Source organism: Bacillus carboniphilus, assembly GCF_020524035.2.
GTDB lineage: Bacteria > Bacillota > Bacilli > Bacillales > JAIVKR01 > Bacillus_CC.
Genome location: NZ_CP129013.1, coordinates 766,133 through 791,710, shown reverse-complemented (window position 1 = coordinate 791,710; position 25,578 = coordinate 766,133). Strand labels below are relative to the sequence as shown.

Annotated in this window: 22 protein-coding genes and 4 pseudogenes; 7 read left to right on the top strand and 19 right to left on the bottom strand. The window is 36.0% G+C overall.

The genetic code is table 11. The features are described 5' to 3' along the window. Positions 1-48 precede the first annotated feature (48 nt). From LC087_RS04005 to LC087_RS03995, 3 genes are read right to left on the bottom strand one after another with little or no spacing between them, the layout of a single operon-like run. A complete protein-coding gene (locus tag LC087_RS04005) occupies positions 49-618 on the bottom strand; it encodes a manganese catalase family protein (RefSeq protein WP_226539591.1) in 570 nt (189 codons plus the stop codon). Between the two features lie 45 nt (positions 619-663). Then, entirely contained in the window at positions 664-924 is a 261-nt protein-coding gene (locus tag LC087_RS04000) for a spore coat protein CotJB (protein WP_226539795.1), read from the bottom strand. Between the two features lie 9 nt (positions 925-933). Beyond that, on the bottom strand, positions 934-1,176 hold the full coding sequence (locus LC087_RS03995) for a spore coat associated protein CotJA (protein ID WP_226539592.1): 243 nt from the start codon (positions 1,174-1,176) through the stop codon (positions 934-936). 188 nt (positions 1,177-1,364) lie between these two features. On the opposite strand from LC087_RS03995, the gene LC087_RS03990 reads away from it, so the two are divergent. Together LC087_RS03990 and LC087_RS03985 are read left to right on the top strand one after the other, a co-directional pair. Next, the gene (locus LC087_RS03990; protein ID WP_226539593.1) at positions 1,365-2,228 is read left to right on the top strand and encodes a glycerophosphodiester phosphodiesterase; all 864 of its coding nucleotides are present in this window, start codon (positions 1,365-1,367) and stop codon (positions 2,226-2,228) included. A gap of 342 nt (positions 2,229-2,570) precedes the next feature. Then, a pseudogene (locus tag LC087_RS03985) lies at positions 2,571-3,207 on the top strand (superoxide dismutase); the annotation flags it as partial. 47 nt (positions 3,208-3,254) lie between these two features. On the opposite strand, the gene LC087_RS03980 reads toward LC087_RS03985, so the two are convergent. From LC087_RS03980 to rarD, 13 genes and pseudogenes are all read right to left on the bottom strand, one after another. Then, positions 3,255-4,616 (bottom strand): sodium-dependent transporter, encoded by a 1,362-nt coding sequence (locus tag LC087_RS03980; RefSeq protein WP_226539595.1) that lies wholly within the window; start codon positions 4,614-4,616, stop codon positions 3,255-3,257. A 35-nt stretch (positions 4,617-4,651) separates the two neighbouring features. Further along, entirely contained in the window at positions 4,652-6,085 is a 1,434-nt protein-coding gene (locus LC087_RS03975; protein WP_226539596.1) for an NAD(P)H-hydrate dehydratase, read from the bottom strand. A gap of 33 nt (positions 6,086-6,118) precedes the next feature. Next, positions 6,119-6,331: a DUF6501 family protein gene (locus LC087_RS03970; protein WP_226539598.1), complete on the bottom strand. Its 213-nt coding sequence runs from the start codon at positions 6,329-6,331 to the stop codon at positions 6,119-6,121. 72 nt (positions 6,332-6,403) lie between these two features. After that, positions 6,404-7,651: a 2-oxoglutarate dehydrogenase complex dihydrolipoyllysine-residue succinyltransferase gene (gene odhB / locus LC087_RS03965; protein ID WP_226539600.1), complete on the bottom strand. Its 1,248-nt coding sequence runs from the start codon at positions 7,649-7,651 to the stop codon at positions 6,404-6,406. A gap of 18 nt (positions 7,652-7,669) precedes the next feature. Next, positions 7,670-10,499 (bottom strand): annotated as a pseudogene (gene sucA, locus LC087_RS03960) (2-oxoglutarate dehydrogenase E1 component). A gap of 412 nt (positions 10,500-10,911) precedes the next feature. Then, positions 10,912-12,816 (bottom strand): vWA domain-containing protein, encoded by a 1,905-nt coding sequence (locus LC087_RS03955; RefSeq protein WP_226539604.1) that lies wholly within the window; start codon positions 12,814-12,816, stop codon positions 10,912-10,914. Positions 12,817-12,824: 8 nt separating this feature from the next. Continuing rightward, positions 12,825-13,709 (bottom strand): AAA family ATPase, encoded by an 885-nt coding sequence (locus LC087_RS03950; protein ID WP_226539605.1) that lies wholly within the window; start codon positions 13,707-13,709, stop codon positions 12,825-12,827. Positions 13,710-13,846: 137 nt separating this feature from the next. Next, positions 13,847-14,404: a superoxide dismutase family protein gene (locus LC087_RS03945; protein WP_226539606.1), complete on the bottom strand. Its 558-nt coding sequence runs from the start codon at positions 14,402-14,404 to the stop codon at positions 13,847-13,849. A gap of 89 nt (positions 14,405-14,493) precedes the next feature. Then, a complete protein-coding gene (locus LC087_RS03940) occupies positions 14,494-15,714 on the bottom strand; it encodes a C40 family peptidase (RefSeq protein ID WP_226539607.1) in 1,221 nt (406 codons plus the stop codon). Between the two features lie 668 nt (positions 15,715-16,382). Beyond that, entirely contained in the window at positions 16,383-17,039 is a 657-nt protein-coding gene (gene bshB2, locus LC087_RS03935) for a bacillithiol biosynthesis deacetylase BshB2 (RefSeq protein WP_226539608.1), read from the bottom strand. Positions 17,040-17,056: 17 nt separating this feature from the next. Further along, a complete protein-coding gene (locus tag LC087_RS03930; RefSeq protein WP_226539609.1) occupies positions 17,057-17,401 on the bottom strand; it encodes a YojF family protein in 345 nt (114 codons plus the stop codon). 195 nt (positions 17,402-17,596) lie between these two features. Next, complete coding sequence (locus LC087_RS03925) at positions 17,597-17,719, bottom strand: hypothetical protein (RefSeq protein WP_306020071.1); 123 nt, start codon at positions 17,717-17,719, stop codon at positions 17,597-17,599. A 98-nt stretch (positions 17,720-17,817) separates the two neighbouring features. Further along, positions 17,818-18,732 carry an EamA family transporter RarD gene (gene rarD, locus LC087_RS03920; protein ID WP_226539611.1) on the bottom strand — a complete coding sequence of 305 codons (915 nt, stop codon included), beginning with the start codon at positions 18,730-18,732 and terminating at the stop codon, positions 17,818-17,820. Positions 18,733-18,933: 201 nt separating this feature from the next. On the opposite strand from rarD, the gene LC087_RS03915 reads away from it, so the two are divergent. Continuing rightward, positions 18,934-19,410 (top strand): spore gernimation protein GerT, encoded by a 477-nt coding sequence (locus LC087_RS03915; RefSeq protein ID WP_226539612.1) that lies wholly within the window; start codon positions 18,934-18,936, stop codon positions 19,408-19,410. Between the two features lie 573 nt (positions 19,411-19,983). Here LC087_RS03915 and LC087_RS03905 read toward each other — a convergent pair. After that, a complete protein-coding gene (locus LC087_RS03905) occupies positions 19,984-20,322 on the bottom strand; it encodes a winged helix-turn-helix transcriptional regulator (protein ID WP_264189850.1) in 339 nt (112 codons plus the stop codon). 129 nt (positions 20,323-20,451) lie between these two features. Here LC087_RS03905 and LC087_RS03900 point away from each other — a divergent pair, with 129 nt between their 5' ends. After that, positions 20,452-21,072, top strand: coding sequence for a nitroreductase family protein (locus tag LC087_RS03900; RefSeq protein WP_226539615.1), 621 nt, complete (start codon positions 20,452-20,454; stop codon positions 21,070-21,072). Positions 21,073-21,168: 96 nt separating this feature from the next. On the opposite strand, the pseudogene LC087_RS03895 reads toward LC087_RS03900, so the two are convergent. After that, positions 21,169-22,534, bottom strand: a pseudogene (locus tag LC087_RS03895) (S41 family peptidase). A 429-nt stretch (positions 22,535-22,963) separates the two neighbouring features. Between LC087_RS03895 and LC087_RS03885 the strand changes: the two are divergent. From LC087_RS03885 to LC087_RS03875, 3 genes are all read left to right on the top strand, one after another. Then, positions 22,964-23,668 (top strand): class I SAM-dependent methyltransferase, encoded by a 705-nt coding sequence (locus LC087_RS03885; RefSeq protein ID WP_226539618.1) that lies wholly within the window; start codon positions 22,964-22,966, stop codon positions 23,666-23,668. Positions 23,669-23,756: 88 nt separating this feature from the next. Continuing rightward, the gene (locus LC087_RS03880) at positions 23,757-24,002 is read left to right on the top strand and encodes a hypothetical protein (RefSeq protein ID WP_226539619.1); all 246 of its coding nucleotides are present in this window, start codon (positions 23,757-23,759) and stop codon (positions 24,000-24,002) included. Between the two features lie 167 nt (positions 24,003-24,169). Further along, the gene (locus LC087_RS03875) at positions 24,170-24,445 is read left to right on the top strand and encodes a hypothetical protein (protein WP_226539620.1); all 276 of its coding nucleotides are present in this window, start codon (positions 24,170-24,172) and stop codon (positions 24,443-24,445) included. 301 nt (positions 24,446-24,746) lie between these two features. Here the strand turns inward: LC087_RS03875 and LC087_RS03870 are convergent. Continuing rightward, positions 24,747-25,557: pseudogene (locus LC087_RS03870) on the bottom strand (M15 family metallopeptidase). Between the last annotated feature and the right edge of the window lie 21 nt (positions 25,558-25,578).

Genomic DNA, 25,578 nt, shown 5'->3' with positions numbered 1-25,578 from the left:
GCATGAATACTTTGTAAAATAAAAATAACTAGAGCATTACACTCTAGTTCAAAACACTTTCTGCTTATCTCGTTCTTCTTTTAAGATCTCTACTGCTTCCCTAAAACGCTGTGAATGAATGATCTCCCTTTCCCGTAAGAAACTTAAGGCATCATTTAAATCTGGATCATCCGACATATCAATAATCCATTGATACGTCGCACGTGCCTTCTCTTCTGCTGCAATATCTTCATATAAATCAGCGATCGGGTCTCCTTTTGCTTGCACATATGTTGCCGAAAACGGGACTCCATCAGCATTCGCATAAAACAAAGCTCTGTCATGAATAACAAAGTGAGCTCCAAGTCCAGCCTCTTTTAATTGTTCAGGACTAGCATCCTTTGTTAACTTATACACCATTGTAGCAATCATTTCTAAATGGGCAAATTCTTCTGTTCCAATGTCTGTTAATAAACCTACTACTTTATCAGGTATAGTATATCGTTGATTTAAATAACGTAAGGCGGCTGCTAACTCTCCATCTGCACCACCATACTGTTCAATTAAAAATTTAGCAAGTCTCGGATTACAACTGCTCACTTTCACAGGATATTGAAGTTTTTTTTCGTAAAACCACATGAATCATACCCCACCTCTCTTTTCTACAAACAAAACAAGAAATATTCATACTTGCCAAGGCCAAGGAGCTGTACCCCAAAACCAATTCCGATCAGAATAACTATTTCCATATTGTTGAAGCGGGCCATAAAGTGTCTCAAATTGTTGTTTAAGTTGTTTACTATAATTAGCGTACTGGTTAAATTGTTCAACAGCTTGAAGATCTTTCGGGTGTGTATCTAAATATAAGGTTAAATCAACTAGGACAAAATCAATCGCTTGAATTTCTTCTAAATTTTTATAATATTCCTCAGGATAAGGTTTCATCATCTTTTTTCACTCTCCTTTTGGTGGGGAGTTATCTTCAATCTTCATTGGATATTCATCATAAAATATTGGCCACAAAGTCCCTTTATATAAAGCTTCTAATGGTGCATATTGGGGTAAGTTTGCCGGCTGGAAACCTAAATAAAGATTAGGTGGTGTCGAGTAATATTTCACTTCAATTGGCGGACATGGGTCATACAACCCACGGTAAGGATGGTAAGCTTTCACTTGAGAAAATGGACTCTTATTCATTCAATCACTCTCTCTCCATTTATTACTATATAGAATATGATCATTTGAATTTGTCTTATGACTATAGATTTTATTTATGTCACTTTACAATGTTTACATTTTATTAACATCTAATTGAGAGGAATATAGTCTATTTGTGTCTAATTATGATAGGTCCATATTAAAAAGTAGAAAGGGTTGTATTAAAAATGAAAAGCAACTTCACTAATCAACTAAAATTCGTCATGATTATAACTCTAATCTTACTATTTTCAATACCAGAATGGGCTCATGGAAATGATATTATCAATATCGCTCATCGAGGAGCTTCTGGATACGCTCCAGAACATACGATCACAGCCTATCAACTTGCAGATGAAATGGGAGCCGATTATATTGAAATCGATCTACATGTCACAAAAGATGGTCATTTAATTGCCATTCACGATTCAACACTAGATCGAACTACAAATGGCAATGGGTTCGTCAAAAATCACACACTTGAACAAATAAAGCAACTTGATGCGGGTTCATGGTTTAATGAAACATATCCTCATCTTGCAAAAGATAATTATCAAAGATTAGAAGTCCCTACCTTAGAAGAAATCATTGAACATTTTGGAGTAGAAAAGAAATATTATATCGAAACGAAGGGGTTTGATTTAAATGAAGACAATGAAAAAACCTTAATAGAAATCCTTAACCGCTATGATCTATTAACTCATGAAAAAATAAAAAATAAACATGTCATTATTCAATCCTTTAACCCTCATAGTTTACTAAAGATTTGCGAATTAAATTCTGATATACCGAGGATCCAATTATTATCCTTCAATTTCAATGGTTCACTTGCCGAATGGGAATTGAAGTTAATTAGACATTATGCGACAGGTGTAGGCCCAAACTATCAAAACATTGATTCGTCTTATGTTCAAACAGCTCGAAGACTTGGGTTGGAGGTCCATCCTTATACAGTCAATACGCAAAACGACATGAGAAAAGTGCTGGAATGGGGCGTAACGGGAATGTTCTCTAACTATCCGGATCGGCTTGAAGAGATTATTAACGAGTAATAAGAATAGCGAAGGTGTACGGTTAACGACGTATAATAAAAGGAACATCGTGTAAGTCGTAACTCATCCACTGTCCATTGAATATAGTAATCTTAAGTTTAATATTGTGGCCAGAAATGGAGCGATAAACATATGAATGAAGAAGCCTATTCAACATCCTTACGAAAATGGCTTATAGACATGGACAGTTTGATGAAAGAAAAAAGGATAAAAGATGACGACTGGAGAAAGCAGTATGATCAACTATATGAATCTGTCACTACTCGTTCGAAGGATAAATCTTATTTATACGAGTCAGCACTAAATTTACATGAGTGGGCAAAAAGGCTTATTCAATCAAGAAGACCAGTCCCAATTGGAGAGCACATTCTCCTTCCCCTCCCTTATTCGTATAATGCATTAGAGCCCTATATTGATCAAGAGACCATGACTTTGCATCATGATAAACACCATTTAAGTTATGTAAATGGACTAAATAAAGCAGAGAAAGCACTTAAAGAAGCAAGAGAAAAAGAAGACTTTACCGAAATTAAACGATGGGAAAGAGAACTTGCGTTTCATGGCTCTGGTCATTACTTGCATACCATTTTTTGGACTATCATGTCACCGTCTGGAGGCGGTATACCATCTGGGGAACTATTAAACGAGATTAATCATTCTTTTGGGAGCTTTGAACAATTTAAGCAGCAATTTTCTGCTGCAGGATGCAGCCAAAGCTATAGAAGGAAGTGGATGGACCATTTTAGTATGGTCTCCAAGATCACAACGGTTAGAAATTTTACAAGCAGAAAAGCATCAAAACTTAACACAATGGGATATCATTCCCCTACTCCCTTTAGATGTATGGGAGCATGCCTATTATTTAAAATACAAAAACGATCGCGGAGAATATGTTGATAATTGGTGGAACATCGTCAATTGGGACGAAGTTTCAAACCGATTTCAACAAGCAAAGAAGCTAAAATGGACCCCCTATTAGAATAATACTAAAGGAACCATTTAAATGATGGCTCCTTTCATTTTTACTTATAAAAACAAATCAAATAAACCTAGTACATTTAAAAACACGATAATGATTGCGAGAGGAATGAAATAGCGAATTAAGAAATACCATATGGAAAACACGCTACGTTTCATTTTTGATCCTTGAGAAAACTCTTTAAACAACTCTTCCCTTTTCAATATCCTAGATACAAAAATTGCGATTAGAAGTGAGCCAAGTGGAAGAAGGGTATTACTAACTAAGAAATCGGCAACGTCAAAAAATGTTTTTTCACCAAAAAAAATAAGGTCATTCAAAACTCCGAAAGACAAAGCCGATGGAATCCCAAGTATAAAAATAGCTAATCCACTAATCCATGCAACTTTTTTCCTTTTGATTAAATTGTTTTTTGCAATAGAAGCCACGACAATCTCTAATAAAGAAAAAGCTGAGGTTAATGTAGCAAATAAAAATAAGATTAAAAATACAGTAAAAAAGATCATTCCAAACGGCATTTGACTAAATACGGTTGGAAGCACGTTAAATAATAAAACAGGACCTTCTCCGGGGTTTAATCCAAACGAAAATACGGCTGGAAAAATCGCAATACCTGCTAAAAAAGATACGAGAATATTCAATAAAACAATGGAACCTGCTGACTTAGGTAAGTTTTCTTCTTTTGATAAATAGGAACTATAGGTCACCATGACAGATACCCCGACACTTAAAGCAAAGAACGACTGTCCCATCGCATAAAGAATTGATTCCGCCGTTATAGCAGACAAATTAGGCTTCAAAAAATAGACTAAGCCCTCCCATGCACCATCTAAAGTAACCGAGCGAATGATCAAAATGATAAAAATAATGAATAAAGCCGGCATCATAATTTTACTCGCACGCTCAATTCCTTTTTGGATACCTCTTGATACGACCAAAATGGTCATGGCTAAAAATAACAATTGTCCAATAATAGCCGTGCTCGGATTACTAATGGTTTCTCCAAATAAAGCACCGTACTCCTTCTCAGAAAGCCCAGCAAGCTGACCCGTTAAAGCTTTATACAAATAGATGGTAATCCAACCACCTACAACACTATAGAAAGATAGTAATATAATCGAAGTTATGATCCCAAGTCTACCTACATAGTGCCAATAAGTATTAGGAGCAAGCTGTTTATAAGACTCCACTGCATCTAATTGCGTACCTCTTCCAATGACAAATTCACTCATTAATAATGGTAAACCAATCAAAAGGGTAAAAAAAATAAATAATAGTAGAAACATTCCTCCACCATTTGTTCCAACCATATAAGGAAATTTCCAAATGGCTCCGAGCCCTATTGCTGACCCTGCCGCAGCTAAAACGAAAGATAAATTGGACGACCACTGTTCTACTTGTTTTTGCATCTACTTACCTCATCTCTACTATTCTTTCGATACTTTTAATCCTTGGACATTGCGACCGAAAACAACTCAGTCAAATCTGACGCTAAAAGAGTATGAGCAGAATATTTTCCCACCCATAAATCAGCTGCTAAGCCATGTATGTACACAGCATTCACTACCGCCTCTTTGATCCTACTCTGATTTGATAATAATGCCATCATCAACCCTACTAGCACATCTCCTGAGCCCCCTTTTGCTAAAGCAGCGTTTCCAGTGGAATTAATAAAAACATCTCCATCTGGAAAGGCAACCACAGTATAGTGCCCTTTTAAAACGACAATTATATTTTCTTGTTTTGCAACAGTTTGAGCAACAACAATCCGGTTGTTTTGAACATAGTCAATTGAACAATTAACTATCCGGGCCATTTCACCTGGATGAGGGGTAATAATCAATATATTCGGACTTTTATACGATCGATGTTGCAACGCTCCAGCATCAAGAATGATCGGAACGGTCGAATGTTGGATTGTTTTGTTAATAAAAGTATCTAATTGTTGATTGTAAGGTAAACCTGATCCAATAGCAATAGCGGATATTTTCTTTGGTAAACTCTTTTCGTATGGATCCATTTGATAGGTTGCTTCTAATAAATGTTGACTAATCGTTTGAGCCACTTTTATTGTCGTCCCAATAATAAGCTTACCAATCCCTCCCTTTAATGCTCCCATACTTGCTAATACGGCACTTCCAGGCATATCATCGCTTCCAGCAATTAAATAACCGGTTCCAAATGTTCCTTTATGAGCATCAACTTGTTCTCTTTCTTCAAATGTTCGCATGAAATCATTACGGTTCCATATTTTTACCTTCGAGGTTTGTGGTAAACCAATATCAATGACTTCACTATCCCCAAAATATAGTCCAGAAGGTAATAAAAACTGGGCATATTTTGCTCCATGTAGGGAAAATGTTCGATCAGCTTTAATCGCATGTTCAACATATCCACTATTTGCTTCTATACCTGAAGGAAGATCGATTGAAATAACGAGTGCAGATTGGTTATTGACCCATTCTATAAGATCGATGACTTCTTTTGATAAAGGATTTCTTGTCCCGATTCCTAACAGAGAATCAATAATAACATCCGTTTTTTGATATTCAAAAGAGCATGTTTGATAGGATAGCTCATGATAGTATGAGAGATGCTTTTCAACTGTTTCACTATTTGTTTCACCTAATGGAAACGTAACCGAAACTTTATATCCCGAATTTTGAAGAAGTCTAGCGATGACTAGACCGTCACCACCGTTATTTCCTCTTCCACATAAGACGAGAATGTTTTGTTCACAATTAAGTAGTGGCACCAACTGGTCAAAAATACTTTTACCAGCGACTTCCATAAGTGTATACGGGTCATGTCCTTTCTTCTCAGCTACTTGGTCAACCTCTTTTATTTCCTCTTTACGATAAACATGTATATTTTTCAATATAATCACCCCTTAAAGCAGAAAAAGACTGTGTTAAACAGTCTTTTTCACATTTTCAAAGTACTCCTTGTAGAATCCTCCAATTTTCCCACTGTTGTCTTCAACAAAGATAAACTCTTCCGTTTCATTTTTTACTTCATACACTCTTCCAGGTGTTAATACAGATGACACTTTATATTTTTTTGCGTTTGTATGGATACATTTCACTTGCTTAATGGTTTGATCTTTCCAACTATTATGGTTCATCTAATGACTCCTTAATTAAAAAATTCCATCAGCGTAGAGAACTCTACACTGATGGCTGCATATTTAAAACTTTTACCCTTCTAACAGTAAATTTTCTGGATCTTCAAGCAGTTCTTTAATAGTTGCTAAAAAGCCGACGGCTTCACGCCCATCTACGATTCGATGATCATAAGATAGAGCAATATACATCATTGGCCTGTTCTCCATTTTTTCTTCATCAATGGCAACAGGTCGAAGTTGGATTTTATGCATTCCTAGTATTCCAACTTGAGGTGCATTTAATATCGGTGTTGAAAGCAATGAGCCAAACACTCCACCGTTCGTTATCGTAAAGGTTCCACCTTGAAGCTCTTTTAATGAAAGCTTATTTTCACGAGCCTTCACTGCTAAATGATTGATATCTGATTCGATTCCAGCAAATGTTTTTCGATCTGCGTCACGCACAACAGGAACAACTAACCCTTCAGGTGCAGAAACCGCGATTCCAATATCATAAAATTCTTTCTTAACAATTTCATCGCCTTGTATTTCAGCATTTAATAAAGGATATTTCTTCAAAGCTGCAACGACCGCTTTCGTAAAGAAAGACATAAACCCAAGTTTGACGTCATGCTGCTCATAAAAATTGTCTTTTCGACGTTTACGTAAGTTCATGACAGAAGTCATATCCACTTCGTTAAAAGTTGTTAACATCGCGGCAGTATGTTGCACTTCAACGAGGCGATTTGCAATTGTCTGTCTGCGACGAGACATTTTTATTCGTTCAACTGGTTTTGCGAATTCTGTTTTGTCTTGCGGTTTCTCTTGCTTAGTTTGATCTTGTTTTGAAGCTTGAGCTTTTTTATTGACTTCTGCTTCAATATCTTGTGTTCTAATTCTTCCTAGTGGATCTCTAGAAGAAACTAGGTTTAAATCAATTCCTTTTTCACGAGCAAGTTTTCTGGCAGCAGGCGAAGCAATTGGTCTTTGATGTTCATTTTTTTCATCATGTGAAAGTTTCTCTTGCTTCTCTTCCTCTTTCAAAGGTTTTTGTTCTTCTTTGGAATCATCTTTTTGAGGCTCTTCTTCAGAAGTAGCTCCTGATCCTGATTCATCAATTTTACCAATAACGTCACCGACGTTAACAACATCGCCAGCTTCCTTAAAAATTTCAGAAATTACACCGGAATCCTCTGCTGTAATTTCGACATTCACTTTATCTGTTTCAAGCTCTAAAATATATTCCCCTTTTTCAACCTTATCTCCTGGTTTTTTCAACCATTCTGAAATTGTACCTTCTGTAATAGATTCAGCAAGTTCTGGAACTTTTATGTCAGCCATATTCATTTCCCCCTTTGTTTATCTCGTTAAGGCCTCTTCGATGATACGCGCTTGTAACATTTTATAAATATTAGGGTCCCCTTCAGAAGGACTAGAACGACGTTTCTTCCCAATGTAACGAACTTCAACCCCCTCAGGAGCAAGCTCTTTTAATTGTGGTTCAATAAATGACCAAGGTCCCATATTCTGCGGTTCCTCTTGTAGCCAAATTATTTCTTTTATATTTGAGTACTTTTCAAGTATTTTCTTTATCTCTAGATCGTTAAATGGATATATTTGCTCTAGACGGACAAATCTGATCCATGAAAGATCGTCTTTTTCTTTTTCTTTTGCTTTGTCATAAACGTCAATCGAAATTTTACCACTAGATAAAACAAGTCTTGTTACCTCTTTTGCTTCACTATTGCTTTCAAGTTCCATAATTGGTTTAAACTTTTCATTTGTTAATTGATCAACATGAGAAACCGTGTTTGAATTCCGTAATAAGCTCTTTGGCGTCATCACAATTAAAGGCCTAATTTCGTCTTTTAAAAGCATGGCAGCCTGCCTGCGTAACAAGTGGAAGTATTGAGCTCGCAGTTGTAACATTCGCAACTGTCCAGTTGTTTTCTCCTGCCATCTGTAAATAACGCTCCAAACGAGCACTTGAATGCTCCGGACCTTGTCCTTCGTAACCGTGAGGCAACAGCATAACAAGACCTGATTTTTGCCCCCATTTTGCACGTCCTGCAGAAATAAACTGATCAAAAATTACTTGTGCAACATTAGCAAAATCTCCGTATTGTGCCTCCCATATGACCAGTGTTTCAGGAGAAAAAACATCATAACCGTACTCGAATCCAAGAACAGACGTTTCTGATAATGGACTATTATGAACAGCAAAGGATGCTTTAGAATCAGGTAACCAATGCAGAGGAGCAAGCTTTCGACCATCCTCTTGATCATGAAGCATTAAATGCCTTTGAGCAAACGTTCCCCTTTCAGAATCTTGACCTGTTAATCGAATTGGCGTTCCGTCTTGAAGGATAGAAGCAAAAGCAAACATTTCTGCTAAAGCCCAATCAACCTTTCCTTCTTTATCAAAAAGATCAGCCCTTTTTTCTAAAATTCTTTTCACTTTTGAAAAGACATTGAATCCTTCTGGCCACTTAATATAATCATGATTAATTTTCTCCAACGTTCCAATTGATACGGAAGTATCGACAACAGGGAATCCTTTCTCAACCACTTCGGGAATTCGAATATCTTCAACTTCATCATCTTGTTTTTTAGGAACCTTATCGTATGATTGCTTTAACTTCTGTTCAATTTGTTCAAGAAATTGGCTTTCCCCTTCTTTATCAATAATTCCTTGTTCAATCAATTTATTAGCAAAGATTTCACATGCTACTTGATGACTTTTAATCTTTTTATATAATTTAGGTTGTGTTGCCACAGGCTCGTCCATTTCATTATGCCCATAGCGTCGATAACCGATTAAATCAATGATAAAATCTTTTTTGAATTCTTTTCGGTATTCATGAGCAATATAGGTCGCAGCTAAACAAGCCTCAGGATCATCCGCATTAACATGAAGGATCGGAATTTCATATCCTTTTGCAACATCACTTGCATACTTAGTAGATCTCGAATCTTCACTAACAGTTGTAAAGCCAATCATGTTATTAGCAATAATATGGATAGTCCCACCCGTTTTATAACCTTTGAGTCTACTTAAATTTAACGTTTCTGCAACGATACCTTCCCCTGGGAAGGCAGCATCTCCATGAATAAGAATGGCCATCGACTTCGCTTCGTCCTGAGTAGGAAATCCTGTTCCAGAACGATCTTCTTGCGCAGCCCTCGTATATCCTTCAACCACCGGATCGACAAATTCAAGATGACTCGGATTGTTCGCTAAAGTTAATCTTACATGAGTGAAATTTTCATCCTTAATTTGTTTGTCTGCACCTAAGTGATATTTAACATCGCCACTCCAGCCGTAATTGATTCCAATCGAACCCTCTGATGGTACAAGCTCTTTATTTGGTGAATGCTGAAACTCAGAGAAAATTAATTCATACGGCTTTTCTAATACATGTGCTAACACATTCAATCGACCGCGATGCGCCATACCAATATTAACGGTTCTCGTTCCAGCTTGAACTGATTCCGAGATCAGTTCATCTAGCATTGGCACCATTACATCGAGCCCTTCAATAGAAAAACGCTTCTGACCAACAAATGTACGGTGAAGATATTTTTCAAACCGATCGACTTCTTGAAGTCTTTTTAATAAATCTTTTTGTTTCTTATTTGTTAATGTTCTGAAAATTCCTCTTGATTCCACCATCGATTTTAACCATTTTTTCTCTTGGTAATCTTGAACGTGAGAAAATTCAAAAGCAATTGATTGAGAATAGATATCACGTAAATATTGAATAGCATCGTATCCGTTTTTAACTGTTGATGGAGCATACGAACATAAAATACTTGCTGGAATTTCCTTCAAAAAGTTATTTGTAATTCCATAATCAGATGCATCTAAAAAAGAGTCCTTCTTTTCCCGCAAATTCATTGGATAAATAGATGCATTTAAATGTCCATAGGTACGTATATCCTCTGCTAGCTGAACAGCCGCAGCAACTTTTTTAATATTTTCTAGAGTGATAGAAACTGGCTTTTGTCCACTCTTTTCAGAGCCTTTTTGATAAAATTCCGGCTCTCCCCATCGATCAAACATTTCCTTCAAATCAGGGTCAACGGAATTTGGGTCTTGAATATATTCATCATACATATCCATAACGTAGCCTAAATTCGGACCGTGAAACTGATTCCATGGCGTTTTCACATCATTATTATGTGCCATAACATAAACCCCCCAAGTAGTTCTTTATTTCCAAAGATAGAATAATATCCATTCTATCCTTAAAAATAGGTGAAAATCCCCTTTATCTTTTTATTATGTAAAGCTAATATTAAAACGCTTCCATGACCATTTTAACACTTATTTATAACGAAAACCAATAGTTAATAACTAAAAATTAACGTTACTAGAAAAGCGTAAGCGCCCGTTTAACGACGACAACAAATATATGAACATCATCTAAAAGCGCCCACGTCCTGTGGGCAACGATGATGCTAGCACCTCCTGTGCGTCGAAAAACTTACGAGTCGTTGGGTGCTGGAGCTAGACAATAGAAAAGCGTAAGCGCCCGTTTAACATACTTTTTGAAAAACCAGTGAAGTGAGGCTAATTAGACACACTTCACTATAGTTCGCTATCTTTGAAAACTCTTGTTAAGAAGCTTTTTCAATAGAGGGAACAACACATCTGGAAGTCGTTTCATTTCCTCAACGAAAATAGCGCGTTGCCCATACATATCAGAAATAACCTTTTGTTGGCTTTCCTCAATAGGTCCTTCTTTCATAAAAATGTTTATTACATCGATATCATTTCGTTTTGCTTCTAAAACAGCTTGATGGGTATCAACTATTCCGTTTTGATCATAACTCATGGCGGCTGGCTCACCATCAGAAAACACTAGCATAAATTTTTGCGCTTCGTTTCTTGTAACTAACTGTTCAGCCATACACCTAATCGCAAATCCATCTCTGTTATCTTCTTGTGGTTCTAGTTGCATAATCTTTGCACCACTATTTTTTGCAGAAAATTGATCAAAAGAGATAACAGTTTGGAAATAGTTTGGTTGATAGTCTTTTGTTGAGTTTGCAGTATCTTCCCAAAATCCAGTTATTTGATGAGGAACATCAACTGCTTTTAGTGCTTCATGAAATAAGGAAATCCCTCTCTTTGTCTCCTCCATTTTATCAAACATCGAAGCAGAACAATCTACTAATAAACTAAAAACCGCATCAATTTTCACGGAAGGAACCTTCTTTTTATAAAAAACTCTGTAATCCTCATCGGTATACAAACGTACTAGCTGTTTAGAAAGCCGTCCATAATGAAGATGATTCGAAGGAGAATTTTGTTTCTGTTCTAGTATTTTTCTCATCATCGTCTTTAACTTTTTAACATAAGGAGCGACATCTCCAGCTACTTGTCGATATTGTGCATACTGATCGATCGTGACCGGTTTTGATTCTATATTAACTTTTTTTGCATGCCGATTTTCTCGTCCATATTTAACGTTAGATTGACTTTTATCTTTATACTTTTCGTCACGGACAAGTTCTTGTGGAGTAAAATCCTTTCGATCGGATTTTTGTTGCCCACCTTGAACCATTCCAAAGGCTTGATCACCATCATCTCCTTCACGACCAGTATCCGCAGTCAAATTCGTCTTTGTTCCTTGTTCTAATTCAAAATGAAGAAAGTTGTCTTGCTGTTCCTTTGTTTCTCGGTGCCATGTAGGCATTTCTTCATCAAATTGATCTTTATTTTGCTGATCTTCAATAATATCTTCATCATCGTTGTTTAAATTCGATTTTCTTTTCAAATCTGAAATAGTTAGTTCATCTTTTTTAAAATGAGGTAAATGAAAATATTGATTAATCATATCGTCTTCAAGGTTACTTTCTAATGAACGATCAATGTTATTAACGATTTCATAGACGTCTTTCGTCGATTTTGAATCAAAGACCTTAATAAGTTCTCCTTTAAAAAATGGAACCAATCGATCAAGTGATGATGTTAGTTTTGGCCATAATAACACTGGAGAAGATGAAATTAGTTGCAAATACATTTGTGAAAAGAGCGCATCTGCATAATACCCACGTTCTAAATTCGCCACTAACTGAGTCTGAAAGTGTTGCCTATACATAATTTTTCTTCTCTCAAAAGCCGTCTTCGTTCCAGGGCGTTCGGCTCTTATTAAATCCTCTATCCTTAAATCTTCCATGAGTGAGAATAACTGCTTTGAAAACTGAGAAAATAGCAAATCTTTTTCTAATAACCTTTGAATGATAGCATAATCAGTAAAGAAATAATTACCCAAACTTCTTAAATAGACATCCGTTTTAAAACCGAAAACCATGTCATCGACAGGTCGATGATCCCAAAAGTGACTAATATACACCTTCTTACGAATTGGATCCAAATAAGAATGGACAAGAAATTCTGCTTTCAACTCATCATCTTTACTTAGCGCTTTAACTAAATGATCTAATTGCATCCAAAGAGAGGAATCAATCTTTTGATCATTGAATTGGATAGGTTTCATTAGATGAATCACCCTCTATCAAAAAGAGTTTCTGCTAAGTTTCTAACAGACTCTTTTTCGATTTCATCTTCTAGCTTTTCAATTATTCCTCTTTCAATCGCTCTTTTTGCAGGCATATAAACAGCTAGATCACAAGTATCGATAAGAGCTCTAATCGAAGCTGCTTCTTCGGACAATACCCCTTGCTTAACTAAAGTAAGCAGGTCATTTGATAACATAACAAATTGATCAATTATCTTCCCATTTGTTAGTTTCGTTTCACTAAGCAATACATGTTTCAATTGTTCCCCTTGAATATATGGGATATCAAACACCACGAAGCGATTTTTTAATGCTTCATTAAGTGGTAGCGTTCCAACATAGCCTTCATTGATAGCCGCAATGACAGCAAACCCCTCTTTCGCCTGTATAACCTCACTCGTAAAAGGATTTGTTATTCTCTTTCGATAATCCAATACGCCATTTAATATCGGTAGCGTTTCTGGTTTCGCCATGTTGATTTCGTCAATATATAAAAGTTGTCCTTTTTTCATCGCTTGGACAACGGGACCTTCTACAAATTCAATTACAGTCTCACCCTTTTCAGAACGTACCGTTTTATATCCAAGCAACGCTTCCGCATCCAGATCAACAGAACAATTAACACTATGCATCGGTTGGGATAAGAAAGAAGAAATCGATTCCGCAAGTTTTGTTTTCCCTGAACCCGTAGGACCCTTTAACAAAACATTTTTCTTTAAAGAGAGACTAATAATGAGATCATGAAAAACATGTTCATCAAATGACGTATAGCCACTTTCCCCTATTAATAGCTTATCCTCATTGGAATAGGAGAGAACTCTTTTTTGTTGTACCCATTTTTTAATTATTTCTGGTAGTTTTACGTCATTCATGTTGCACTTTTCCCTTCTAGTTAAAAATCCACTTCTTACTTTCACATCTTACTAAAAAGATTTCTATTCTCAAAACAAAAAGCACAACCATTAATTTGTGGTTATGCCTTTCCTACATGCATTTTAATTGTCTTTAATCATTGGCCAGAAATGACGCCACATGCAAAACGATCTCCTGAATTTCCACTAGGGTCTGTTTTATAATCATCACTGTTTTCATGAATAATAATGGAGCTTCCATCTCGATCAAGTAGTGAATGATCGTGTTTGGCCATTAGAGTGACTCCAGTAGTAGAAACTGTCATATCCACGGTCCCATCTTGTTGAACAAAGATATTTGGTAAATCTCCTGCATGAACATCCTTTCCATTATGAAAACCATGACTTGCTTCTTCAGGGTTAAAGTGCCCACCTGCTGATATAAAACTTGGCGCTTCACATAAACCCGTTTCATGAAAGTGCACTCCATGTTCACCTGCAGTTAGTCCATTAGAAATAATCCGCACATATAACTTGTCCTTCACTTGATTCAATGAGGCAACTCCAATTTTTTCTTCCGCTTGATTAATAAGAGGAATAGATAAATTATCATTTAGAGCTTCACCAACAGGGATACTTTCTTCAGATAATTGCTCTTGCTGACAGCCAACGATTACAAAACTACAAATGAGTAGAGCTACTAAAGGTCTTTTCATTTTCTTCTCCTTTCTTACATTGATAACATCCTTTCCTATCGAAAAGAAAATTAATCAATTATGAGAAAGAGAAAACAAACAAGCATCTTTTAATAGAAACGTTTCGCACCTAAATAACAATTTTTCCAGTATGAACTTGTTAAACTAGATATGGTAACCCCTGTTGAACTACCTGAATGAATGAATTCATTGTCTCCGAGATAGATTCCCATATGGGACACACCAGAACCACTCGTATTAAAGAAGACGATATCCCCTCTTTCTGGTGAATCAATCGACTTCATGGAAGACCAGTAGCCTGCAGAACTCAACCTTGAAATTGATGTCACCTTATTAAGGACATAGTAAACAAAACCGCTACAATCGAATCCAGAGGTTGTATTTCCTCCCCACTTATAAGGTATACCAATGAGTTTATTTGCTTCTTCAATCATTTTCTCTATGTCAATAGACTGATTACTATTATCCGAACCCGAAGCATTATTGTTATCATCATTTAATTTTAATGTTTGTCCTATTTGAAGTGTATTAGAAGACAAATTATTCCATACTTTAATTTCAGCAATCGAGACAAGATGGTCATTAGCGATTTTCCATAAAGAATCTCCCGCTTTAACAGTATAAGTTTTAAACGATATTTTCGAGGTAGAATTCAATGGTTGACTTTGATCAATCTTATTCGATGATTGAGTGACTGTTAGTTTTTGACCTGGATAAATATTGTCATTTTCTAAACCATTAATTGTTTTTAACTGGGAAACGGAAATATTATGAGTTTTCGCAATCAACCATAAAGAGTCCCCAGACTTCACTGTATAGCTAGATGTTGTAGTGGAAGATGTTTTGTTAGTCTGTGCAGAAGAAGTATTGCTTTGATCTTGTTTTGTCTTATTCGATTTTGTGATCGTGAGCTTTTGACCTGGATAAATAATATCACTTGACAAACTATTTATCTCTTTTAAATCTGGAATAGAAATGCTATATTTGACTGCAATTTTCCACAACGAATCTCCTTTTTCTACTTTGTGAATTTTTTCTTTTTGAGTAGATTGAGTTTTTGATCGCTTGGAAGAAGAACTATTTTCATTAGTCGTTGCTCCTGGTATCGTTAAAATTTGTCCAACATAGATAGTATCTGTAGATAGACCATTAGTAGATTTAATTTTATTAACCGAAGTATTATATTTTTTTGATAATTCCCATAGCGTATCACCTGCTTGAACTTTCACCGTACTTGCAGATGCAACGGATGTAATTAAAGTCGAACCTAACACAGCTGTAGCAGTCATACTTACAATTTTTTTATTCATATACGTTTCCCCCTCAAAAAGGCATAGTAAAATCTAAAACACTTTAGATCAATTTAATTACATAACTCTAGTTTTTTCTATTTCAATCAATCAAATAACCTAGTTTTATATGTATACTTTTTACTACTTATATATAGATCGTCAAAATTCATGGGATTTATATAATACTTTAGACCTATATAACTATTATTTTTTTTCTAGTATTACCACCGATCGGGCAAAGCACACGAAGATTAGCATATCATGAGGACAAATGAATGTAAACAAGAAAAGATTAAGGCGCACGTTTTGCGACGTAGGGTAATGAACGTCAACTAATTACAGCCACGACGCGCGAGCTAACATTGACGCTAGCACATCATGTGCGTCGCCGTATGAGATAAAGGAAACACGAAACATTCTCTTTCTCTTTAAAAAGTACATGAAATATTTGTTAAAGGGTAAGACTACATGTAGGAATATAAGGAGGAATTGATAAATGGATGTGTTTTTTAAATATTTCTTCACTCTACTTGGAGTATCCTGCCTAGGTTTTATTTATTATGATATGTTTCGAGGAAAAGGGCACTAAACTGAATTATCTTAAAAGGAAATTAAGAAAAGAATAGAAATAACCACCAATCTGAAATACAAATACTCAAATTAGTGGTCATTCTGTACGATTTTACTTATTCTACATCAATCACATAAAAGGCTTCTTCTCTGAACCAACGAGGAATCTTTCCATTTTTCATCTTCTCCATATAAGGCTTTAAAAAAGTCTCAGTTTGTGATTGATGGGCTTTTAGAGCAGCAATTTTAACATCAAGCTCCTCATTTGTATCAATTACAACATCAGGATAGCCAAGCTTGTCAAATGTATCTCTTGTAATGGCAATTCCATACAGTAATGGACGATTCTCTCTAGGTAATTGCTTTACCGCTTTTACCACTGCTTCACCAGTGGCATCGTGATCAGGATGAATTGCAAACTGCGGGTAAAATGTTATCACCAACGTAGGGTTCACTTGTTGGATAATGGTTTTCAAGTCATTAACGAGTCGATCTTCATCCTCAAATTCGATGGTTTTGTCACGATAACCAAGCATTTTCAGTTCTGTAAGATCTAAGATTTTTGCAACCTTTAAAAGCTCTTCTTTCCGAAGATCTTTCAACGTTTCTCTATTTGCTTTAGGAGGTTTCCCGAAGTTACGGCCCATTTCTCCTAAAGTTAAACAAGCATACGTTACAGGAACTCCTTTTTTCCTTTTCTTTGTAATAAACCCTGCAACACCAAACGCTTCATCATCAGGATGGGGTAAAATGACAAGTACATTCTCCTTCATAAATGATCCTCCTCTCTTTATTCAAACGGTGTTTCGCTTAATTGCAATCCAATCGCAAGACGGCCTTCTTTATCTAATCCAGCCATTAGCAATTGATTTTTTTCGATCGTCCAATGAGTTAACCCTTCTGCATAGACCCACCCATCATTCATTTTTAGTCCTACTCTATATGGACCTGACCCTTTTACTTTTACATGTTGTACGAAAACCTTCACATTTCGAATAAAAGCAACTACAGTCATATTCTCTTCATTTTGATGATTATGATAAGCACCAGTCGTCGTTTCTAAATGAACATAAACTTCTTTGTTTATATAGGTGCTAATCTTTGTTTGAAGCTCTTCAGATTGAATTTGTTCCATAAATAAACTCCTTTCGAGTAAATAAGCAACCATAAAATAGATTTTAAATATCCTTATCGGAACCAATTTCATTTTAGTTGTTCATGCAACTCTATATACTTCTTTAACAAGACTATTTTTTCATTTTCTGTTAAAGAGGAATGAATGATTTTTTTTGTAATTTGAACCATCTTTTCATGTTTGTTCTTCCTCAGCCTAGGGGTGTGTAAATTCATCTTGTATTTCTTGAATAATCATTTCATCCACTTTTGTTGTATTTATTTCATTCTCAGCAAATCTAGAATTCCAAAATTTTTTATAAACTGATGTTACATCCATCCACTATTCCCCTACTCAATTTAGTTGATAACAACCGCAAGCTTCGTTCACATTCCAAATATATCGCTAAAAACTGTCAATCCTTTGTATGATTTCACTCATACTTTTTGAACAACCTCTTTTGTAAGCTTCACTTTTCGAATCTCTCTAAATTGACTAGTCAAGAATACTACCACTGCTATCCATATTAAAGAAAAAGTCACAAGCTCAATCTTTGTGAACGGTTCGTTGTAAACAAAAATGCCTAGTAAGAAAGCAATTGTAGGAGCTGTGTATTGTAAAATACCAATCATATATAAAGGGATCGTTTGTGCTCCTTTAGAAAAAAGCAGCAATGGGATAGCCGTTACAATTCCTCCTCCTATTAAAAGCAGTGTATCATTTAAGGAAATGGGATAAAATGAGCTTTGTTGATAAACAATCGAGTAACCTTCATATACAATGGCAATAGGAACTACAAAAAACGTTTCAAGTAATAACCCCTGCAGCGTTGATAATTTCGTCAATTTTTTTGTTAAAGCATAAAAACCAAAAGATAATGCTAGTAATAAGGATACCCAAGGAACCTCCCCATATGACACAGTGAAGAAGCCAACTCCAACTGCAGCCACTCCAACTGCAAACGATTGGACTTTCGTCATCCTTTCTCTCAAAAAAAGAAACCCTAATCCTACACTTATGAGAGGATTAATGTAATAGCCTAAACTAGTGGCTAAAACTTGATTATGATTTACAGCCCATATGTATACAAACCAATTTAAACTAATAAATATAGATGATAAGAGCAATAACAAAGTCATTCTACCATTTGATCGTAATTGCCGTATTGTGTGTTTAAGCGATGAATAGCCGCTCGTTAACGATATTAAAAGCATAACAAACACAAAGGACCAAATAATTCGATGGGCTAATATTTCTTCTGAAACAACGCCGTCAAGAAGTTTCCAATATACAGGTAAAAACCCCCAAAAGACATAAGCAAAAAAAGCAGTCGTCACACCTTTTCCATTCATAAAAAACCTCCGCTCATTTTCAAATATTATAATGGCGCATAGTATCGATTACAACTAAATGAACTTTTCGGGCAGACAGTTAACATTCTTATCTCCTTAAGTTTATTTAAAGAAATCAACAGCAAGAGCACATGAAAACATATAACCTAAAGCTCCTGTTCAAAATGGGAGCTAGAAAATAAACAAAAGGATGTTGATAAAATGAAAAATCCATGGGATCAATTTTTCCCCTTTGAGGGAAAGAATAACTTTACGGATATGCTTAATAATATGGATCCTAATGATGTGGAAAATTATGTACAACAAATAATGAAAAAAGTTTTTGGAGAGAATCAGTTTTCTGACCAATTTCCATTTAACTCTGGTACGTTTAATCCAATTGTTAACAATTCGCAGACTCGCTCTTCAAAAATTGAAATCTTTAATATGAAGGATCATATTTATGTTAAAGTTCCTTTAAATGTAGAACGAGCAAACCATTTGAAAATTCAACATTCGAGCTATGAACTCATCCTTCATAATTATCCAGACGAAGGAGAAACAACAACACAAATATTGCCAAGTGCAGTAAGACGAAAAGGAACGAAAGTAAGTCGAGAAGAAAACCACATCGAAATTCGCTTTATTAAACGAGATGATATTGATTATACAGAGATCGAAATCGCTCCACAAGATTAAAAAACTGCATCTATCTAATTAATAATGAAAAGAGCTAGCTCTCCTCATAATGAGCCAGCTCTTTTGACCCTTACTCCGTACTAATAATATGGGGGTCTTGGTCTTGGCCTAGGCGGCGGTGGGTACGGGGGCGGATATGGTGGTGGGTACGGTGGTGGATATGGTCGCGGCCTAGGATATAATGCACTACCAGCAAATCCACCTAAAAGACCGCCAAAAAAGGGGGCAATGAAAAACCGCTGGTTATAATATGGACTTGGCGGAAATACTGGTCCAGGTGTTCGATTATGCATTTTCCTCACTCCTCTTTTCACTTACAGTAATAATGTATTCACTGAATGAAAAAAGGATTGGGCATCCGCTGACTTTTTATTAAGAAAAGCGCAAGCGCCCGTTTAGCAACGAAGGGGCAAAGGAACGTCAACTAAGTACAGTCACATCCTGTGACTAACGTTGACGCTAGCACATCGTGTGCGTCGGAGTTGCTGGGCGATGGAGCTAGACAAAAATTAAAACAGCAAGCTAAATAAGGACCTATTTATATACTTCTTACTCTATGAAAAATACAGTTGTTTAATCTTCCACACCATCGCTATTTAACATATATTTATTAGACCAAAGCTTAATTTCCTTCATTACTGGTTTTAACGCTTTGCCCCTTTCAGTAAGCTCGTATTCGATTTTCACTGGCGTTTCCGGATATACTTTTCGAACTACTATACCATGACTTTCTAACTCCTTTAACCTGTCAGCAAGCATTTTTTGACTTATTGTTGGAATAATAGTAGTTAGGTCTTTAAACCGTTTAGGTTCCTCTAATAAGACATGAATAATTAAACCTACCCATCTTTTCCCTAACAGGCTAAATGCACACTCTATTGTAGGACAAATTACTTTATTATCATTCGCCAATATCCCCAACTCCAGTTCTTTTTTCTTGACAAAATATAAAAAAAAGAGTAACTTACAAAATGTAAGTGATTTATATTCACTATTATATAATGATTTAATTATAAATACAACTTGGAGGGATTTTTAATAATGGAAAAAACAGTACAAGACTTTTTTGCAGTAATTAATGAACGAACTTCTATCAGAAATTATGATCCAACGATAGAGATAGAGAAAAGTGAATTGACCAATATTCTTGATGATGCAACCAAAGCTCCATCAGCGTGGAACTTACAACATTGGAACTTCATGGTCTTTCATTCTGATGAAGCGAAAAAGAACTTACTACCGATTGCCTTTAACCAAGAGCAAATTGTTGATTCTTCTGCAGTAATTGCCATCCTAGGTGATTTAGAAGCAAACAAAAACATTGATAGCGTATATACTCCACTTGTAAAAGCTGGATATGTTGAAAAAGAGATTATAGACAATTTATCAAAACAAATTAATGGAGCTTACCTTCGCGAACAATACCCTAGAGATGCTGCGATGAGTAATGCTTCTCTAGCAGCTATGCAGTTGATGCTTTCAGCTAAAGCAAGAGGATGGGATACTTGTGCAATCGGAGGTTTTGATCCAGAAAAGCTTATGAGTGAATTTAACATCTCTGATCGTTTTGTACCTGTTATGTTAATCTCGGTTGGAAAAGCGTTAAAACCTTCTCACCAAAGCACCCGCCTTGAAGTAGAAAAAGTAACTACCTGGAAGTAATAAAAGCAAAAGCGCACAGATTAAAAATTTATCCAAAAAAGGTTAGTCGATTTACGACTAACCTTTTTCATCTATTCAATACGTCTACAATATTTCTTACATCTGTTCCTCTAAAACTTCAATCGCTTTTTGTAACTGTGTGTCATTATCTTTTATGAGCTGACTGACTTGCTCAATAAGTTTTTTGGTAGTTTCACCTGTTACAACACCTGTTCTTTTTAAGCCATTTTCTTGTTGAAACTCTTGGATGTCTTTATATAATTCATTATCGAAAAAACCATCGACGTTTGCATCGGTTTCATCTAGGGCCGTCATAATCTCTTCTACCACTTTTACTTCAGGACTTGAATCTCCTTGTTTATACGATTCATCTGGATCTATGTAAGGTAAAGAAGCATAGTCTGGCAACGAAACTTGATGTTGTGGTTCAATTCCCTTTTCATGAATCCATTCTCCAGAAGCAGTCAGCCATTTTGCTGTTGTCAACTTTAGAGCTGATCCATCATCAAACTTCTGTTCTGTTTGAACCGTACCTTTTCCAAATGTTTTTTCTCCTACAAGAGGGATATTAGCAGAACCATTTAACGCCCCTGCTAATATTTCAGAAGCACTAGCAGATCCTCCATCAATCATTAACACAACAGGAACGTCGATCATTTTTTCATTCTCTGCTAAGATTGTCTCCACTGATCCATTACGGTTTTCCACCTTTAGGATCGTTTCACCTTTATCAACAAATAGATTGCTAATTGTCACAGCTCGGTCGAGTAATCCACCTGGATTTTGCCTAACATCAACAACAATCCCTTTTACTTCTTTTTCGTCGAATTCTTTAAGTACCTCAATTAACTCAGAAGCTGTTTTTGCAGAAAACTGGGTTATTTGAACCTTACCAATATTATTGTTCAAAATTTCCGAATATACTGTTTCAATTGGGATTGTGTCACGAATAATAGGTATGGTCAACTCTCCAACTCCGTCACGGTCAATAAGCAATTCAACCTCTGTCCCTTTTTCACCTCGAATGATTAAAACCGCTTCGCTTACCGACATTCCCTCAATAGATTCTCCATCTACTTCTAGGATAACATCTCTTGATTTAAGGCCAGCCTCTTCTGCAGGAGACCCCTTTATCGGTGAAACGACCATTATTTGACCATTTTGTTCTTCTACTTGTGCACCAATACCTTCGAAACTCGAAGATATCGATTCATCAAACTTTTCAGTTTCTTCTTGATTCATATATGTAGAATACGGATCGTCTAAGGAATCAACCATCCCTGTTATAGCCCCATCAATTAACTTATTATCATCAAGATCTTGAAAATAATTTTTTTTCTAACCGATCGTAGGCTTCAAACAGCTTGTCAAACTGATCATCCTGTTCCACATTTGTTTCGGGCTCATTTGCTGCAGATCGAAACATCATAAACCCAAACAATGTTCCTGCACTAATTACCATTGTCAACAACAGAACCAAAATAAAATACCGTTTTTTTTATGTACAAACTAACACCACCTTCTTCATCCTATAATTATGCTTGAGGATGACCACTCCGTCAACTATTCACTTATCCGATCCTTCAACTAAATTAAAGTCCCAAAAGAGAAATGATAGTTTTTGACATCAATACCACGACACTTGTAAATATTGAAGAACTTTTTGATTCTTTACAATGGTCCAACACCTACATTAGAAACATTTTTTAAAAAAACATAAAAGGACACAGTTATTCATGTTGAACCATTTTAGGCTTTGTTGAATAAACTAAAAACTAATTAAGCGAAGTACCACTCTACTTTCACATCGTTCGTCTGAAAAAGCCAACAAACTGATTCGACTGGTATATTTTAAATTTTCCATTATTCTTTAAAAAGGAATGAATTGAAGATGTCCAATGACTATATTAATATGTTAGCAAACCTTGCTGTTCACAGTGCTCATCCTGGTGGAATTGCACTTACAAAATACGCTATTGAGCAGGTTCCCTTATCAATTGCAGATAAAATATTAGATATTGGCTGTGGGACAGGTGCATCATCCATTTTATTGAGTAACTTAGGTATGGAAGTTGTGGGGGTTGATCATCATCCAAAAATGATTGAAAAGGCCAACCTCCTAAAAAAACAGCAGGATTCTGATGCTACATTTCTATGTGAAGATATTACTAATTTGTCATTTCAGGACGAAAGCTTTGACTGTCTTTTAATAGAGTCTGTACTTACTTTTACTCCTTTAAAGTCATCCTTGAATGAGCTAAGTCGAGTACTTAAGCCTAAAGGATGGTTAATTGCTATTGAATTAACGGTTAAACAAACCTTAACTAAAGATGAAAAAGATGAATTAGTGGCTTTCTACGGTTTTAATGAATTTTACAGAAATGAAGAGTGGGTTACGCTATTGAAAAATAGTGGTTACGAAGTGTTAGTAAATGAAAATGGCGAAGAAATCGAACTCTCCTTTGAAGATGCTTTTTCAGATGTCGAATTAGGAATTGGGGATAGCCATTCATATGAAACATTAAATAAGCATCTACTATTGACAGATAAGTTTCAATCTAAGCTAGGCTATCGTCTATTTATTTGTCAAAAATAATTCAATAGGAAAAACCGTGATATTCGTACAATCCAATTATGATTATAGGACATAACCTATTTATGAGAAGATTAAAGGAGGTTATGTCATGTCTAGGTACTACCATGATGTTTGTAACAGATATAGAGGTAGACACGTCCGAATTACTGAGAAGTGTGGTCGTGTCCATACGGGTAGAATCGTAAACGTCACACCAAACCAAGTGTTTATCCAGCCGTCTGGTCGTGCAAGAGGGTATGGTTATGGGTACTACGGTTATCCCTATTTCCCTGCTTATGGAATTGGCCTTGGTTTGATTGCAGGTGTTGCATTAGCAGGATTATTTTTTTGGTGACATAGAAACATTATAACACCGTGGATTCTTGTCCACGGTGTTTGTTGTTACATACCAACATAAAAATAGGCTAAGAATTCATTAATAATATCCTATCCGTGACATTCGTACAAGCGGATAAAAAAATTACACATAGTTTATTAAGAAGACAAAAAGGAGGGAAAATCATGTCTGGATACTATGACTTATGCTGTCAATACCGTGGTAAACAAGTAAGAATTCGTGATAGGCAAGGAAATATTCATACTGGCCGAATTAATCGTGTAACTCGTGATCAAGTATTTCTACAACCGTCTGGACCACCACCACGTGGTTTTGGATTTGGTTATTACAGGAGACCTTATCCACCTTATGGTCCGAGACCGTACCCTTTCTTTCCTGCTTATGGAATCGCTTTAGGCTTTATACTAGGTGTTGCATTAGTTGGAGCATTCTTTTGGTAATTAAGAAAAGCGCAAGCGCCCGTCTAGCGACGCAGGTGCTTATAGACCCCCGCATGAGATAAAGGAAACACGAATAGCCGCAGGCTTCGATGTTGACTTATCGTAGAGAGGAGGGCGAAGCATCACCAGTCGCTGGGCGCTGGAGCTAGACAAAAATAAAAGCACCATCCAAATAAGGACCTATTTATATACTTTCTTACTCTATAAGAAAAGTGGATACGTCTGTTTTCTTACGAAATAATAAATAACGCACAAATCTGTAAAAAAGGGCATTCCATAATTCGGGCGCCCTTTTTATCGTCTATATTTTTTTAACCAAATTAAAGTATTCTTCCAAAGTCAATCCCTCTTCATAAATAGTGGTTGAAACATCTGTCCCAACATACCTTAGGTGCCAAGGTTCGTATTGATATTGAGTAATGGATTCTTTCCCTTGAGGATAGCGAATGATAAACCCGTATAGATGGGAATTATTTGCTACCCACCTCCCTTCTTTTGTATCACCAAACTCTTCGATTAATTGATACGAAACACTTTCACTTGTAACATCTATTGCTAAACCGGTTTGATGTTCACTTTGACCCGGTCTCGCCACTACTTGCGCAAGCTTCTTCCTCACCTACTTGGGCAGTCTTATTTGAAAACAGGCCACTTTGATAATCATACGAGCGATACCCAGAAGCAGCAAATAAGTATATTCCTTCTTCTTCCGCCTGCTTAAACATCTCCTCTAAAGCATCAGCTGCCGCTTCGCGCAAATACCTTTTCTCAACATCTTCACTAAATGAAAAGCGAATATCAGGTGACTTTAAATCATTAGGCTTGTACGTATTTGGAAGGAAAAAATCCTTATTAACTAATGAAAGATGGTTTTCTGGATTTTGTATCACTTCATCTCCATCAACGATTTCAATTTCATTAAAAAACTGAGACTCTAATAAAAAACGAGAATCGATCTCTTCGTCTTCAGCTTGCTTTTCCTCCTCGCTTTCCTTCTGGTCTGAACTAGCGTTATTATCTGAAAAAGAAAGACGATTTTCATCTAACAATTGGCAACCACTTAGAAAGATTGTTAATAGAAGGATTGTTATAAACAGTTTATCTTTTTTCATGCTTGTTCCACCTTTACTTTT

Coding starts and splice junctions, on each gene's coding strand:
- LC087_RS04005 (WP_226539591.1), bottom strand. CDS start 618: ATGTGGTTTTACGAAAAAAAACTTCAATATCCTGTGAAAGTGAGCAGT.
- LC087_RS04000 (WP_226539795.1), bottom strand. CDS start 924: ATGAAACCTTATCCTGAGGAATATTATAAAAATTTAGAAGAAATTCAA.
- LC087_RS03995 (WP_226539592.1), bottom strand. CDS start 1,176: ATGAATAAGAGTCCATTTTCTCAAGTGAAAGCTTACCATCCTTACCGT.
- LC087_RS03990 (WP_226539593.1), top strand. CDS start 1,365: ATGAAAAGCAACTTCACTAATCAACTAAAATTCGTCATGATTATAACT.
- LC087_RS03980 (WP_226539595.1), bottom strand. CDS start 4,616: ATGCAAAAACAAGTAGAACAGTGGTCGTCCAATTTATCTTTCGTTTTA.
- LC087_RS03970 (WP_226539598.1), bottom strand. CDS start 6,331: ATGAACCATAATAGTTGGAAAGATCAAACCATTAAGCAAGTGAAATGT.
- odhB (WP_226539600.1), bottom strand. CDS start 7,651: ATGGCTGACATAAAAGTTCCAGAACTTGCTGAATCTATTACAGAAGGT.
- LC087_RS03955 (WP_226539604.1), bottom strand. CDS start 12,816: ATGAAACCTATCCAATTCAATGATCAAAAGATTGATTCCTCTCTTTGG.
- LC087_RS03950 (WP_226539605.1), bottom strand. CDS start 13,709: ATGAATGACGTAAAACTACCAGAAATAATTAAAAAATGGGTACAACAA.
- LC087_RS03945 (WP_226539606.1), bottom strand. CDS start 14,404: ATGAAAAGACCTTTAGTAGCTCTACTCATTTGTAGTTTTGTAATCGTT.
- LC087_RS03940 (WP_226539607.1), bottom strand. CDS start 15,714: ATGAATAAAAAAATTGTAAGTATGACTGCTACAGCTGTGTTAGGTTCG.
- bshB2 (WP_226539608.1), bottom strand. CDS start 17,039: ATGAAGGAGAATGTACTTGTCATTTTACCCCATCCTGATGATGAAGCG.
- LC087_RS03930 (WP_226539609.1), bottom strand. CDS start 17,401: ATGGAACAAATTCAATCTGAAGAGCTTCAAACAAAGATTAGCACCTAT.
- LC087_RS03925 (WP_306020071.1), bottom strand. CDS start 17,719: ATGGATGTAACATCAGTTTATAAAAAATTTTGGAATTCTAGATTTGCT.
- rarD (WP_226539611.1), bottom strand. CDS start 18,732: ATGAATGGAAAAGGTGTGACGACTGCTTTTTTTGCTTATGTCTTTTGG.
- LC087_RS03915 (WP_226539612.1), top strand. CDS start 18,934: ATGAAAAATCCATGGGATCAATTTTTCCCCTTTGAGGGAAAGAATAAC.
- LC087_RS03900 (WP_226539615.1), top strand. CDS start 20,452: ATGGAAAAAACAGTACAAGACTTTTTTGCAGTAATTAATGAACGAACT.
- LC087_RS03885 (WP_226539618.1), top strand. CDS start 22,964: ATGTCCAATGACTATATTAATATGTTAGCAAACCTTGCTGTTCACAGT.
- LC087_RS03880 (WP_226539619.1), top strand. CDS start 23,757: ATGTCTAGGTACTACCATGATGTTTGTAACAGATATAGAGGTAGACAC.
- LC087_RS03875 (WP_226539620.1), top strand. CDS start 24,170: ATGTCTGGATACTATGACTTATGCTGTCAATACCGTGGTAAACAAGTA.